Genomic DNA, 13,162 nt, shown 5'->3' on the forward strand with positions numbered 1-13,162 from the left:
GCCGTACGCCGTTGAGAACCTGACACTCCGTTACGCCGTCACGAACACGTGAAGGGCCCCCACCAAGTTGGTGGGGGCCCTTCACACACGTACGAGCGACCGTCAGACCGTCCGGAAGGCCAGCACCACGTTGTGGCCACCGAAACCGAACGAGTCGTTCAGCGCGGCGATCCGGCCCTCGACCGGCAGCTTGCGCGCCTCACCGCGCACGATGTCGGCGGCGGCCTCCGCCTCGGGGTCGAGGTTGTCGATGTTGATGGTCGGCGGCGCGATCCGGTGGTACAGAGCGAGGACCGACGCGACGGACTCGATACCGCCCGCGCCACCGAGCAGGTGGCCGGTCATCGACTTGGTTCCGGAGACCGCGAAGTGGTCCGCGTCGTCGCCGAACACCTTGCGCAGCGCCTTCAGCTCGGCGACGTCACCGGCCGGGGTCGAGGTGGCGTGCGCGTTCACGTGCACGATCTCGGCCGGGTCCAGGTCGGTGTTGTCGAGCAGGTTCTGCAGGGCGTGCGCGATGCCGCGGCCCTCGGGCTCCGGCTGCACGATGTCGTGGGCGTCGGAGGAGATGCCCTGGCCGACCGCTTCCGCGTAGACACGGGCGCCGCGCTTGGCGGCGTGTTCGGCCGACTCCAGGACGATGACGCCGGCGCCCTCGCCGAGGACGAAGCCGTCACGGGCGACGTCGTAGGGGCGCGAGGCTCCCTGCGGGTCGTCGTTGTTCTTGGACATCGCCATCATGTTGCCGAACGCGGCGATGGGCAGCGGGTGGATGGCCGCCTCGGTGCCGCCGGCGACGACGACGTCGGCACGGCCGGTGCGGATCATCTCGATGGCGTAGCCGATGGCCTCGGCGCCGGAGGCGCAGGCGGAGACCGGGGTGTGCACACCGGCGCGGGCGCCCACGGCGAGGCCCACGTTGGCGGACGGGCCGTTCGGCATCAGCATCGGCACGGTGTGCGGAGAGACACGGCGTACGCCCTTCTCCTTCAGCACGTCGTACTGGTCGAGCAGGGTCGTCACGCCGCCGATGCCGGAGGCGATGACGGCGCCGAGCCGGTCGGGGTCGACGTTCGCGTCGTCCCCCGCCCTGTCGGTGTAACCGGCGTCCGCCCAGGCCTCCTTGGCCGCGATCAGCGCGAACTGCGCCGACCGGTCCAGGCGGCGGGCCTGCGGGCGGGGGATGACCTCGCCCGGCTCCACGGCGATCTGCGCCGCGATGCGGACCGCCTGCTCGGCGGCCCAGTCCTGCTCCAGGGGGCGGACACCGGACTTGCCGGCGATCAGGCCCTCCCAGGTAGAGGCTGCGTCGCCACCCAGCGGTGTGGTTGCGCCGATACCGGTGACGACCACGGTGCGATTGGTCGGGCTCACGGGAACTCTTTCTCCAACGGATGCGAGGATTCAGCGGCGCCACCGCCGGGTGGCGGGGCATGCGGCCCGGGCGAACCCGGGCCATCAGCTCAGGCGAACCCGGGCACGGGGGCCCCGGCGAACCTGGACACTCGGCCCGGGCGAACCCGGGCCTTCCTGCCCAGGTGATCGGAAGATCAGGCCTGGTGCTTGAGGATGTAGTCCGTGGCGTCGCCGACGGTCTTGAGGTTCTTGACGTCGTCGTCCGGGATCTTCACGTCGAAGCGCTCTTCAGCGGCGACGACGACCTCGACCATGGACAGCGAGTCGACGTCCAGGTCGTCGGTGAAGGACTTGTCCAGCTGGACGTCCTCGGTGGGGATCCCGGCGATCTCGTTCACGATCTCGGCGAGACCTTCGACGATCTCTTCCTGAGTGGCGGCCATGTCAGGCGCTCCTTCGGTGTGTATCCAGAGGGTTGGCGGTAGTCCGTACGGACCTGGTGATCCGGCACGGAGTGCCTAGGGGAGGGTAACGACCGTCGCGGCGTACGCGAGACCCGCCCCGAAGCCGATGACGAGCGCGGTGTCGCCGCTCTTCGCCTCGCCGGTCGCCAGGAGCCGCTCCATCGCGAGCGGGATCGAGGCGGCCGAGGTGTTGCCGGTGGTGCGTACGTCACGCGCGACCATGACGTGCTCCGGCAGTTTCAGCGTCTTCACCATCGAGTCGATGATCCGCTCGTTGGCCTGGTGGGGAATGAAGACGTCCAGGTCGTCCGGCGAAAGTCCGGCGACGTCCAGCGCCTCCTTGGCGATCTTCGCCATCTCGAACACGGCCCAGCGGAACACCGCCTGGCCCTCCTGCGTGATCGCAGGGAACTTGATCTCGCCCTTGGAGTCGAGCGGGAGCTCTGACACGTCGCCGGTGGGGGTGCCCTCGCTCGAGCGAATTCGAGATTGGGCGAGGAAGCGGTCCCACGGCACGGTCTGCTTGATCGTGCCGGACTTGTCGCCCTCGGAACCCCACACGGTCGGGCCGATGTGCGGCTCCTGCGAGGGGCCGACGACGACCGCGCCCGCGCCGTCGCCGAACAGGAAGGCCGTCGCGCGGTCTTCGAGGTCGGTGAGGTCGGACAGCCGCTCCACGCCGATGACAAGGACGTACTCGGCCGAACCCTCGACGACCATGCCCTTGGCCAGGGTCAGTCCGTAACCGAAGCCCGCGCAGCCGGCGGAGATGTCGAAGGCGGCGGCCTTGTTCGTGCCCAGCTTGTCGGCGATCTCGGTGGCGACGGCCGGGGTCTGGCTGAAGTGCGAGACGGTGGAGACCACCACGGCACCGATCTGGTCGGCGTTGATCCCGGCGTCGGCAATTGCCTTGCCGGACGCCTCGATCGACATCGCGGCGACGGTCTCGTCGTCGTTCGCCCAGTGCCGGGTCTGGATGCCCGAGCGCGAGCGGATCCACTCGTCGGAAGAGTCGATCTTCTCCAGGATCACCTCGTTGGGCACCACCCGGACGGGGCGGTAGCCGCCGACGCCGAGAATGCGTGCGTAGGGCGCGCCCTTGGGTGCCTTGATCTTCGACATGCTCTGGGACTCCTTAGGACGCGCTGTGCTCGGCGATGAGCTCGCGAGCCGCGTCGAGGTCGTCGGGGGTCTTCAGCGCCAGCGTCTGGACGCCGGGCAGCGCGCGCTTGGCCAGACCGGTCAGGGTGCCGCCGGGGCAGACCTCGACCAGCGCGGTCACGCCGAGTTCCTTGAACGTCTCCATGCACAGGTCCCAGCGGACCGGGTTGGCGACCTGGCCGACGAGACGCGCCAGGACGTCGGCGCCGGTCGTGACGACCTGCCCGTCCTTGTTCGAGACGTACGTGACCGTCGGCTCCGCGGGCTGCAGGTCCGCGGCGGCCTCGGCCAGCGCGTCGACGGCGGGAGTCATGTGGTGGGTGTGGAACGCGCCCGCGACCTTGAGGGCCACGACACGGCGTACGCCCTCGGGCTTGTCCGCCTCCAGGGCGGCCAGCTCCGCCAGCGTGCCGGCGGCCACGATCTGGCCCGCGCCGTTCACGTTCGCCGGGGTCAGACCGAGCTTCTCCAGGTGCGGAACCGTCGTCTCGGGGTCCCCACCCAGCAACGCCGACATACCGGTCTGCGTGATCGCCGAGGCGTCGGCCATCGCCAGGCCCCGCTTGCGTACGAGCCGCAGTGCGGTGGCGTCGTCGAGCACTCCCGCGAACGCGGCGGCCGTGATCTCGCCGACGCTGTGGCCCGCGACGGCACCCGGGGTGAAGTCACCGAGTGCCGCGGCCGACAGCAGTCCCGCGGCGACGAGGAGCGGCTGAGCGACAGCCGTGTCCCGGATCGCGTCCGCGTCGGCCTGCGTGCCGTAGTGGGTGAGGTCGAGCCCGATGGCGTCCGACCACACGGCGAGGCGGTCGGCGGCCCCGGGAAGTTCGAGCCAAGGAGTCAGGAAGCCGGGGGTCTGGGAACCCTGGCCGGGAGCGACGAGTACGAGCACTCTCACACTCTCTCTTGTGGACGGCTACGGCCGCCCGTGAGGACAAGGACGAAGAACACGAAGGGGAATTGTAGGCCCCCGACAAAAGGCTAGGTTTGCGGATCTCTATCAGCCAGGCGCCCCAGGATCAGTGCGATCCGCAGGGTGAACGCGGAGCGTACATCCGAGGGCGACCAGCCGGTGACGTCCGTCACACGTCGAAGCCGGTAGCGCACGGTGTTGGGATGCACGAACAGCATCCGGGCCGCGCCTTCGAGGCTGCTCGCCTGTTCCAGGTAGACGCTGAGTGTCTCGAGGAGGGCGGAGCCGGCCTCCTCCAGCGGTCTGTAGATCTCCTCCACCAACTGCTCGCGGGCGGACGGGTCTCCGGCGATCGCGCGCTCCGGCAGGAGATCGTCCGCGAGAACCGGCCGCGGGGCGTCCTGCCAGGCGAAACACGCCTTGAGCCCGGCCGCGGCGGCCTGCGCGGAGCGGGTCGCGGCGAGCAGATCGGACACGACCGGCCCGGCGACGACCGGCCCGGAGGCGTACGGCCCGATCAGCGACTTGGCCACCTTCAGCGGATTGTCACTGCCGCCCGCGATGACGACGAGCCGGTCCCCTAGGACGCCGGTGAGGACTTGCAGCTTGGCGTGCCGCGCGGCCCGCCGGATCGCCTCGACCGTCAGCTCGCTGTCACCGTCGGGCGCCGTGCCCAGCACCACGCAGACGTGTTCGGGCGAATTCCAGCCGAGCGCGGCGGCCCGGCTGACGGCGCCTTCGTCCGCTTCGCCGCTGAGCACGGCATTGACCACGAGGGATTCGAGGCGGGCGTCCCAGGCACCGCGTGCCTCCGCCGCCTGCGCGTAGACCCGGGCGGTGGCGAAGGCGATCTCGCGGGCGTACACGAGCAGGGCCTCGCGCAGCACGGACTCGTCACCGGGAGCGGCGACCTCGTCGATCGCGCTCTCCATGACCTCGATCGTCGTCCGCACCATCTCGACGGTCTGGTGCAGGGTGATGGCCCTGGTCAGCTCGCGAGGAGCGGTCCCGAACACATCGGTGGAGATGGCCTGCGGGGCGTCGGGATGCCGGAACCACTCGGTGAAGGCCGCGATGCCCGCCTGGGCGACCAGCCCGATCCAGGAGCGGTTCTCCGGGGGCATGGCCCGGTACCACGGCAGCGTCTCGTCCATCCGCGCGATGGCCTGGGCGGCGAGAGTGCCGGAGGACTTCTCCAGCCGCTTGAGGGTCGCGGAGTGCGCGTGGACGTCGCGCGCTGGGCGCTCGGTGTTGCTGGATTCGGGTTCGGGCACGGGACAAGACTGCCTTATCAGGACGGAGGTGTGCGGCGCCGGGTCACATGTAAGCGCGGGAGGCCTTCGGACCAGGGCTACGGTGGTGGGTGTGATGGACGTCCGCCGCGCCGACGAGCGCTACCACGGAGGGGACCCGGCGGCCGGGATCTCCTCGCTCCACTCCTTTTCCTTCGGCCCGCATTACGACCCGGACAACCTCCGCTTCGGTGCGCTCATCGCCTGCAACGAGGAGCAGCTCGCCCCCGGCGCGGGCTTCGACGAGCACCCGCACAGCCACACCGAGATCATCACGTGGGTGGTGGAGGGCGAGCTGACCCACCGGGACTCGACGGGCCACGAGACGCTGGTCCGCCCCGGCGACGTCCAGCGCCTCAGCTCGGCGGGCGGCGTCCGCCACGTGGAACGCAACGACGGCGACGCCCCCCTGACCTTCGTCCAGATGTGGCTGGCCCCCCTGGAGCCGGGCGGCGACCCGGCGTACGAGATCGTCCACGGCATCGCGGACTCCACGCCGTACGCGGTCCCCGAGGCGGGCGCGATGCTCCACGTACGCCGTCTGATGGCAGGGGAGCGCACGGCGGTCCCTGACGCGCCCTTCGTGTACGTCCATGTCGTCCGCGGCGAAGTCAAGCTGAACGGCGAGGAGTTGGGCCCGGGGGACGCGGCCCGCATCACAGTGGCACAGGACTTGGAGGCACTGGCGGGCTCTCCGGCGGAGCTGCTGATGATGGTGAGCCCGTCCGGCGCTTGAGTATTTCAGCCCGTCCGGCGTCTGAGGACGAGCGCGTCAGCGCGATACCGGGGGGGCTGGGGGGCGGAGCCCCCCCAGGTACGGGACGGGCAGGGGCGGAGGGGGCGAAAACCCGATCTCAGCCCCGCAGCTCGGCGAGCACCGCATCCGTGAACACCGGCCACGCCTCAACCGCCCACGCCCCGAACGCCCGGTTCGTGAGCGCGACGCACGCGGCCCCCGCCACCGGGTCGATCCACAGGAACGTACCGGACTGCCCGAAGTGCCCGAACGTACGCGGCGAGGACGAAGACCCCGTCCAGTGGGGGGACTTGGAGTCACGGATCTCGAAGCCGAGCCCCCAGTCGTTGGGGTTCTGGTGGCCGTATCCCGGCAGGACACCCTTCGTGCCGGGGTACTGGACCGTCATCACCGCGGCGACCGTTCGCGGATCGAGAAGCCGCGGCGCCTGCACCTCGGCGGCGAACCGCACCAGGTCGTCCACCGTCGAGACACCGTCCTTGGCGGGCGAGCCGTCGAGTGTGGTCGACGCCATGCCCAGGGGCTCCAGCACGGCCTGCCGCGCGTACTCCCCGAACGGAATGTCCGTGGCCTTGGCGACGTGGTCCCCGAGCACCTCGAACCCGGCGTTGGAGTACAGCCGCCGCTCCCCGGGCGCGGACGTCACCCGGTGCTCGTCGAAGGCGAGCCCGGAGGTGTGCGCGAGGAGATGACGGACCGTCGAACCGGACGGACCCGCCGGCTCGTCGAGCTCGATCGCCCCCTCCTCGTACGCGACGAGCGCGGCGTACGCGGCGAGCGGCTTGGTCACCGAGGCGAGCGGGAAACGGTGCGTCACAGGCCCATGGGTCCCGAGCACGGTGCCGTCCGCGCGGACGACGGCCGCCGCGGCCGTGGGAACGGGCCAGTTCTCGATCAACGCCAAGCTCTGCAAGGACATGTGTACGAGCGTAAGCGGGTCAGAGGTGCAGCCGCATCGAGGGGTCCGGCTTGCGCACGAACCCGAGGGAGGCGTACAGCGGCTCCGCCTCGGCGGACGCGTTCAGGTCGACTCGCGCGGCACCCCGCTCGCGGAACCAGTCGAGGAGCGTCTCCATGCACGCGCGGGCGTAACCGCGGCGCCGTACGTCCGGGTCGGTGGCGACGCTGAAGACGAAGCCCACCGTGCCGTGCGGATTGCCCGCGCCCCCGATCCGGTACTCGACGGTCCCGGCGACCAGCGCGGCGAGCGCGTCCGGCCGGTCGGGATGGTCGACGACGAAGGCCGCGAAGTCGCCGTCGGGATCGGCGAGCCTGCCGCGTATCGTCGGCAGCGACTCCGCGTGCCACTCGGTGGCGCCCTTTGCGCCGACGACGGCATCGAGCATCACCTGGCGCAGACGCAGCACTTCCCCGGCGTCCGCGGGCACGGCACGGCGTACGAGACTCATGATCCGCACCGTAGTCACCGGAGCCGGGCGGCGTCCTGGGAATTTCCCTTCCCCGGATCCGCCTGCTTTCGGATTCCGCTTGCTTGGAGTGCACTCCAAGGTTTTAGCGTGGAGGTCATGACGGTGATGGAGACCACAGACCCCGGGACCGACAGCTGTGCCGGCCCCCGGGAGGTACACCGGCGCCCGGACGGCGAGGACAAGTACACGATCAGCGAGGTCGTGGCCTTCACCGGCCTCTCCGCGCACACCCTGCGCTGGTACGAGCGGATCGGGCTGATGCCGCACATCGACCGCTCGCACACCGGCCAGCGCCGCTACTGCAATCGCGACCTGGACTGGCTCGACCTCGTCGGCAAGCTCCGGCTCACCGGCATGCCGGTCGCCGACATGGTGCGGTACGCGGAACTGGTGCGCGAGGGCGATCACACCTACACCGAGCGCTTCGACCTCCTGGAAGCGACCCGCCGGGACGTGAAGGCCCGGATCGCGGAGCTCCAGGACACCCTCGACGTGCTCGACCGGAAGATCAATTACTACGCGGACGCCGGGCACGCCCTGGCGCCGGAGAGGTCCCGATGACGGACAGCACGATCGCGAAGGCGGAACTCGGCAACGGCGGTCCCGAGGTCGGCGTGCAGGGCCTCGGCTGCATGGGCATGAGCTGGACGTACGGCCCGACGAGGTCGTGATCGCGACGAAGTTCGGCCTCAGGGCCCCGGCGGACGCGCCGACCCAGCGGGTCATCCGCAAACACCGCCGTACATCCGCCAGGCCGCCGAGGGCAGCCTGCAGCGCCTGGGCGTCGACGTCATCGACCTCTGAGCAGGGGCTAAGAATCAGCCCGTCCGGCGTTTGAGGACGAGGCCGTTCCGGCCGATGCGGGGGTCTGGGGGCGGCAGCCCCCAGGTATACGGGACGGGTAGGGGCGGAGGGGGCGAATCCAGCCCCCTACAGCTCCGCCAGGAGTTCCGCCTTCTTCAGCGAGAACTCCTCATCCGTGACGAGCCCCGCCTCGTGCAACTCCCCGAGATGACGAATCCGCTCGGCGATATCGGCCGGATCCCGCCGCGCCGCGGCGGTCACGGCGGGCACGGCAGCCCCCGCGGAGCGCACCGCGGCCAGCACAGACGCGGCAAACGGCAGCGACTCGTGCACGGGCCCATACCCGAGCCCGAAAACAACGGCTGCCGGATCCTGATCGACCTGCGCGGGCTGCGCAGTCGCGGCCTCCCGCCGCAGCAACCGCAGATGCCCCTCGAACACCTCGGGCGAACGCCACTCGACCCCACTCAGGTCGGCGACCGGAAAGATCTGATCCCCGGCCTTCCACTTCGCCGACGATGCTCCCGTCCAGAACCACCGAAAGGACACCGACGTCCCGTCGAAGGACGCCTTCCCGTCGTACGCCTTGAACTGGAGCGGCCCCTCGGGCGGGTTCACGAGGTAGCGCTCGGCAGGTTCGTCGTCCGAGGTGAGCTGCGAGCGCAGCTCGTCCGCGTAGTACTCGGCGAGCGTCTCGCGCTCGGCGGGCAGCACCAGGCGATAGGGGTCGCACCCTTCCTTGAGCTGTCCCGCGGCCGCCTCGATCAGCGGATCGGCGCCGCTCCGGGGCACGGCACGCAGGACGACCGTCCCGCGCCTCCCCGGCGTCAGCGTCACCCCCGCGATCGCCTCCAGGGGGATGCGGCGTTCGCCGAGCGCCTGGAACAGCTTCGGCGTACGGATCCCCCGTTCGAAGCGGATGAGCACGGAGTCGGACTCGAACTCCCAGGCGGCATGAAATCCGGCCAGTACGTCACCCATGCGGGCCATCGTATGCGGCACGCAAGCCTCCGTCGCCTCTCTGTGAGGACCGCAGTTTCTCGCTCTCTACGCGCGTCCGGCCGACACGGTGCCGGACAAACCCGTCCGGCACGCGTCATCGTCGTGCGCGCAGCGGACCGCGCGGTACGAACCAATCCCGATCTCCGCGAAGTTGCGGAGACTCTCCGTGCCCGGCTCGAAATAGCCGGTGTGCCCCTTCGCGCCCTCGGCGGACAGAACCCGCGCCCCGAACGCCTTCGACACCGGGTCGGCGCCGTGTCCGAGGCTGCCGACCTCCAGATACGGCACGTTCCGGATCCAGTCGTCGGAGTCGCGCATCGCCCAGACCCGCGCCGAGGTGCGCAGGTTCGCCGCCTTCTCGGCCCGCATGCCGGGGCTGCCCGCGACCGCTATGTCCGAGACCCGGGACGGCAGTTGGCGGGCGGCGACTCCGCACAGCACGGAGCCGTAGCTGTGGCAGTACAGCGCCACCGACGCGCTCCCCGGCAGCGCCCGCACCAGCGCGTTCAGCCGGACCGCGCCGTCCTCCGCGCGGTTGGCGGTGGCCGCGTCCATGCCGAGCCCGCTGGGTGTCGTGTAGTCGGCCCACGCGATCACGGCCGTACGCGTGCCCGGATCCGCCGCGCGCTCCGCCTCGTACAGGGAATGGGCCATGCCGACGGGCGCCGAGTACTTGCGGGCGGTGCGCTGGAAGGTGAGCAGGTCGGTGTCGACGCCCGGCACCACGATGGAGACCCGCTCCGCCTTGTCGAGGCTGCCGAAGACCTCGGCGATCCGGCCGGACCCCATGGGGTCGAAGGCGATGATCTTGCGGCCCTTGTCGAGCAGGTCCTCGTAGCGGTGCATACGGCGGCCCGCCTCGCGCTGGCCGAGGGGTGAGAGCCGGCTGTCGTGCATGCGTGTGCGCTCGACCTTGCGTTGCTCCTCCAGGGCGATGCGGTTCGCCTGGTAGCGCAGCGTCACAGGCGCGCCGTTCATATTGCCGACGGCGAGCGGATAGAGGTGGGCGAGCCGGGAGCGCTGGTGGGCGTCGAGCGCGGCGAAGAAGCGGGCCAGCCGGCCGGGTGCGGCGTCCGGGTCCGGAAGCCGGTGCCCGGCGAGGCGGCCGTGCTCCCACGCGGTGCGGGACTCCTGGAGCGGCGTCGCGGCCCGGTGGCTGTTGAGCGCGGTCCAGCCGCCTGTGGCCAGCATCACGAACACCACGGCCAGCGCGAGCAATGCGCGCCAGACGTTCAGTTGGGGGGAGGCATCGAAGGAAGTCACTGAGAGGACACCCTAGGAGAAGCGAGGTGCCTCCCGTTAAACGAGTGAGCGGTATCACGTTTCTGGTGGGGTAATTGGGTCAAACCGGGTTCAGTTTGAGTTAAATGGTGACGCTCCGTGAGTTTCAACGATCATTGGGTACGCCAGTTTTCGGCCAGCGCGGGCCCCACATGGTCCAGATACGAGACGGTCAGTTCACGGAGCGCCTCGATGCTGGCGTCCTCTCCCGCGCCCCACAATCGGCCCGTCACGCGCATCACCCCGGCGAACGCGGCGACCGCGACCCGAGGGCGGGGATCCGCGTCCACGTCGAGGCCCTCACGGCCGGCGATCACCCGTGCGATCTCCTCCTCCAGTTCGACGGAGCGGCGCAGATGCACGGCGAGCAGCGCGGGGGTCGACTCGATCAACTGGAAGGTGCGCATGTGCAGTTCGACCGGGACGACCTCGTTGATCGCCTCGCCGATGGTGTCCCAGCTTTCCAGGACGGCCTGCCGCAGCGCCTCCAACGGGGCTTCGTGAGGCGGGCGTTCACGCACGGCGGCGAGGAAATGCGACTCCGCGAGGTGCTGCACGAAGAGGGCGGCGTCCTCCTTGCCGGCGAAGTAGCGGAAGAAGGTGCGCTGGGAGACGTCGACGGCCTCGGCGATCTCGTCGACGGTCGTGTGTTCGTACCCCTGGGAGGTGAACAGTTCGAGAGCGGCCCGCAGCAGCGCGTCCCGGGTGCGCTGCTTCTTGCGCTCGCGCAGCCCTAGTCGTGGCGGCGTGTTCATGATGTCTCTCCTTCGGGCCGTCCGCCCAGGTCAGCCTATCGGCGAGCGGCGTGACAGTTACCGACTTGTGAATCGGTTTGTCAACTGTCAGTGGCTGTCACTAACCTCGAAAGCATGAAGAGTCAGACCACCGTCGACGCGAAGGGCCCGGCCGACAAGGTCCCGGCGCCGCCTTCCGATCCGACCCCCGCCAAGGGCCTGCGCGGCCATCCGTGGCTCACCCTCATCACCGTGGCCGTCGGCGTCATGATGGTCGCCCTGGACGGCACGATCGTGGCCATCGCCAACCCGGCCATCCAGAAGGACCTCGGCGCGACCTTCGCCGACGTCCAGTGGATCACCAACGGCTACTTCCTCGCGCTCGCGGTCACGCTGATCACCGCGGGCAAGCTCGGCGACCGGTTCGGGCACCGGCAGACCTTCCTCATCGGCGTGGTCGGCTTCGCCGCCGCATCGGGAGCCATCGGCCTGTCCGACAGCATCGCCCTCGTGGTCACCTTCCGCGTCTTCCAGGGTCTGTTCGGCGCGCTGCTCATGCCCGCCGCGCTCGGCCTGCTGCGGGCCACCTTCCCGGCCGGGAAGCTGAACATGGCGATCGGCATCTGGGGCATGGTCATCGGCGCGTCCACCGCGGGCGGCCCGATCCTCGGCGGGCTGCTGGTCGAGCACGTCAGCTGGCAGTCGGTGTTCTTCATCAACCTGCCCGTCGGCGTCCTCGCGCTGCTCCTGGGCGTGGTGATCCTGACCGACCACCGTGCGATGAACGCCCCGCGCTCCTTCGACATCCTGGGCATCGCGCTGCTCTCCGGCGCCATGTTCTGCCTGGTCTGGGCGCTCATCAAGGCCCCGACGTGGGGCTGGGGCGACGTGCTGACCTGGTCCTTCCTGGGGGCATCGGTGCTGGGCTTCGCGCTCTTCGCCTTCTGGGAGACGAGGGTGAGGGAGCCGCTGATCCCGCTCGCGCTCTTCCGCTCCGTGGCGCTGTCGGCGGGCGTCGTCCTCATGGTCCTGATGGCCATCGCCTTCATGGGCGGCCTGTTCTTCGTCACCTTCTATCTCCAGAACGTGCATGGCATGAGCCCGGTGGACGCCGGTCTGCACCTCCTCCCGCTCACCGGCATGATGATCGTGGGCTCGCCGCTGGCCGGTGCGCTGATCACCAAGTCGGGACCGCGGATCCCGCTCGCCGGGGGCATGGCCCTCACCGCGATCGCCATGTTCGGCATGTCCACGCTGGAGACGGACACGGGCAGTGGCATCATGTCGCTCTGGTTCGCCCTGCTCGGCCTCGGCCTCGCGCCGGTCATGGTCGGCGCGACCGAGGTCATCGTCGGCAACGCGCCGATGGAGCTCTCCGGTGTCGCCGGTGGTCTCCAGCAGGCCGCCATGCAGATCGGCGGCAGCCTCGGTACGGCGGTCCTCGGCGCCGTGATGGCCTCCAAGGTCGACGGCGACCTCGCCGGCAACTGGGCCGACGCCAAGCTGCCTCCGCTCACCCCCGCGCAGCTCGACCAGGCCTCCGAGGCGGTCCAGGTGGGTGCCGCGCCGGTCGCCAAGGACACCCCGGCCGCCATCGCCGCGCAGATCACCGATGTCGCCCACGACACCTTCATCTCCGGCATGAGCCTGGCCTGCCTGGTCGCCGCCGGGGTCGCCGTGGTGGCGGTCTTCGTGGCCACGCTCACGAAGCGGGGGGACAACGCGGAGGCCGCGGGGGCCGGGGGCGGCCACATCTGACGGGCCCCCCTTGCGCGGTTTCGCCTATCAGGGTGACGCCGCTAAAGATCCCTCCCGCTCGGTGCGCACCGCACGTCACAGTGGGTCAAGTCCTCCGTACGACCTGGGGGCGACGGGTGCTGCGGCGCGCTGCCGGAGGGGGGCAGCGCGCATGCAGCGCCCCGTCAGGGATTAACCGGACCCGGCGTCGTGGCTGGGCTCGGGGTGGGC

Annotated in this window: 13 protein-coding genes and 1 pseudogene; 4 read left to right on the forward strand and 10 right to left on the reverse strand. The window is 70.2% G+C overall.

The features are described from left to right. Positions 1-102 precede the first annotated feature (102 nt). The 5 genes from fabF to C4B68_RS27780 all read right to left on the reverse strand — a co-directional run bounded on the left by fabF (position 103) and on the right by C4B68_RS27780 (position 5,168). Positions 103-1,374: a beta-ketoacyl-ACP synthase II gene (gene fabF / locus C4B68_RS27760; RefSeq protein ID WP_099499101.1), complete on the reverse strand. Its 1,272-nt coding sequence runs from the start codon at positions 1,372-1,374 to the stop codon at positions 103-105. 176 nt (positions 1,375-1,550) lie between these two features. Beyond that, entirely contained in the window at positions 1,551-1,799 is a 249-nt protein-coding gene (locus tag C4B68_RS27765) for an acyl carrier protein (RefSeq protein ID WP_028800941.1), read from the reverse strand. Between the two features lie 75 nt (positions 1,800-1,874). After that, positions 1,875-2,942, reverse strand: a complete 1,068-nt coding sequence (locus tag C4B68_RS27770; protein ID WP_099499100.1) for a ketoacyl-ACP synthase III — start codon at positions 2,940-2,942, stop codon at positions 1,875-1,877. Between the two features lie 13 nt (positions 2,943-2,955). Continuing rightward, complete coding sequence (locus C4B68_RS27775) at positions 2,956-3,873, reverse strand: ACP S-malonyltransferase (RefSeq protein WP_099499099.1); 918 nt, start codon at positions 3,871-3,873, stop codon at positions 2,956-2,958. Positions 3,874-3,962: 89 nt separating this feature from the next. Next, positions 3,963-5,168 (reverse strand): PucR family transcriptional regulator, encoded by a 1,206-nt coding sequence (locus tag C4B68_RS27780; protein ID WP_099499098.1) that lies wholly within the window; start codon positions 5,166-5,168, stop codon positions 3,963-3,965. A 94-nt stretch (positions 5,169-5,262) separates the two neighbouring features. On the opposite strand from C4B68_RS27780, the gene C4B68_RS27785 reads away from it, so the two are divergent. Next, positions 5,263-5,922, forward strand: coding sequence for a pirin family protein (locus tag C4B68_RS27785; RefSeq protein WP_099499097.1), 660 nt, complete (start codon positions 5,263-5,265; stop codon positions 5,920-5,922). A gap of 118 nt (positions 5,923-6,040) precedes the next feature. Here C4B68_RS27785 and C4B68_RS27790 read toward each other — a convergent pair whose 3' ends face one another. After that, the gene (locus tag C4B68_RS27790; RefSeq protein WP_099499096.1) at positions 6,041-6,862 is read right to left on the reverse strand and encodes a serine hydrolase domain-containing protein; all 822 of its coding nucleotides are present in this window, start codon (positions 6,860-6,862) and stop codon (positions 6,041-6,043) included. Between the two features lie 19 nt (positions 6,863-6,881). After that, complete coding sequence (locus tag C4B68_RS27795; protein ID WP_099499492.1) at positions 6,882-7,352, reverse strand: GNAT family N-acetyltransferase; 471 nt, start codon at positions 7,350-7,352, stop codon at positions 6,882-6,884. 117 nt (positions 7,353-7,469) lie between these two features. Here C4B68_RS27795 and C4B68_RS27800 point away from each other — a divergent pair, with 117 nt between their 5' ends. Together C4B68_RS27800 and C4B68_RS27805 are read left to right on the forward strand one after the other, a co-directional pair. Then, positions 7,470-7,934, forward strand: a complete 465-nt coding sequence (locus C4B68_RS27800; protein ID WP_099499491.1) for a MerR family transcriptional regulator — start codon at positions 7,470-7,472, stop codon at positions 7,932-7,934. Further along, a pseudogene (locus C4B68_RS27805) lies at positions 7,931-8,174 on the forward strand (aldo/keto reductase); the annotation flags it as partial. The gene C4B68_RS27800 and the pseudogene C4B68_RS27805, both read left to right, overlap by 4 nt. 129 nt (positions 8,175-8,303) lie before the next feature. On the opposite strand, the gene C4B68_RS27810 reads toward C4B68_RS27805, so the two are convergent. The 3 genes from C4B68_RS27810 to C4B68_RS27820 form a co-directional block, all read right to left on the reverse strand. Beyond that, positions 8,304-9,158, reverse strand: a complete 855-nt coding sequence (locus C4B68_RS27810) for a DUF4429 domain-containing protein (RefSeq protein ID WP_180289152.1) — start codon at positions 9,156-9,158, stop codon at positions 8,304-8,306. A 66-nt stretch (positions 9,159-9,224) separates the two neighbouring features. After that, entirely contained in the window at positions 9,225-10,442 is a 1,218-nt protein-coding gene (locus C4B68_RS27815; protein ID WP_099499094.1) for an alpha/beta hydrolase, read from the reverse strand. Between the two features lie 131 nt (positions 10,443-10,573). Further along, positions 10,574-11,215, reverse strand: a complete 642-nt coding sequence (locus tag C4B68_RS27820; RefSeq protein WP_099499093.1) for a TetR family transcriptional regulator — start codon at positions 11,213-11,215, stop codon at positions 10,574-10,576. Positions 11,216-11,329: 114 nt separating this feature from the next. Here C4B68_RS27820 and C4B68_RS27825 point away from each other — a divergent pair, with 114 nt between their 5' ends. Continuing rightward, positions 11,330-12,952 carry an MFS transporter gene (locus C4B68_RS27825; protein WP_099499092.1) on the forward strand — a complete coding sequence of 541 codons (1,623 nt, stop codon included), beginning with the start codon at positions 11,330-11,332 and terminating at the stop codon, positions 12,950-12,952. The last annotated feature ends 210 nt before the right edge of the window (positions 12,953-13,162 follow it).

Origin of the sequence: Streptomyces dengpaensis (assembly GCF_002946835.1) — a bacterium.
Lineage (GTDB): Bacteria > Actinomycetota > Actinomycetes > Streptomycetales > Streptomycetaceae > Streptomyces > Streptomyces dengpaensis.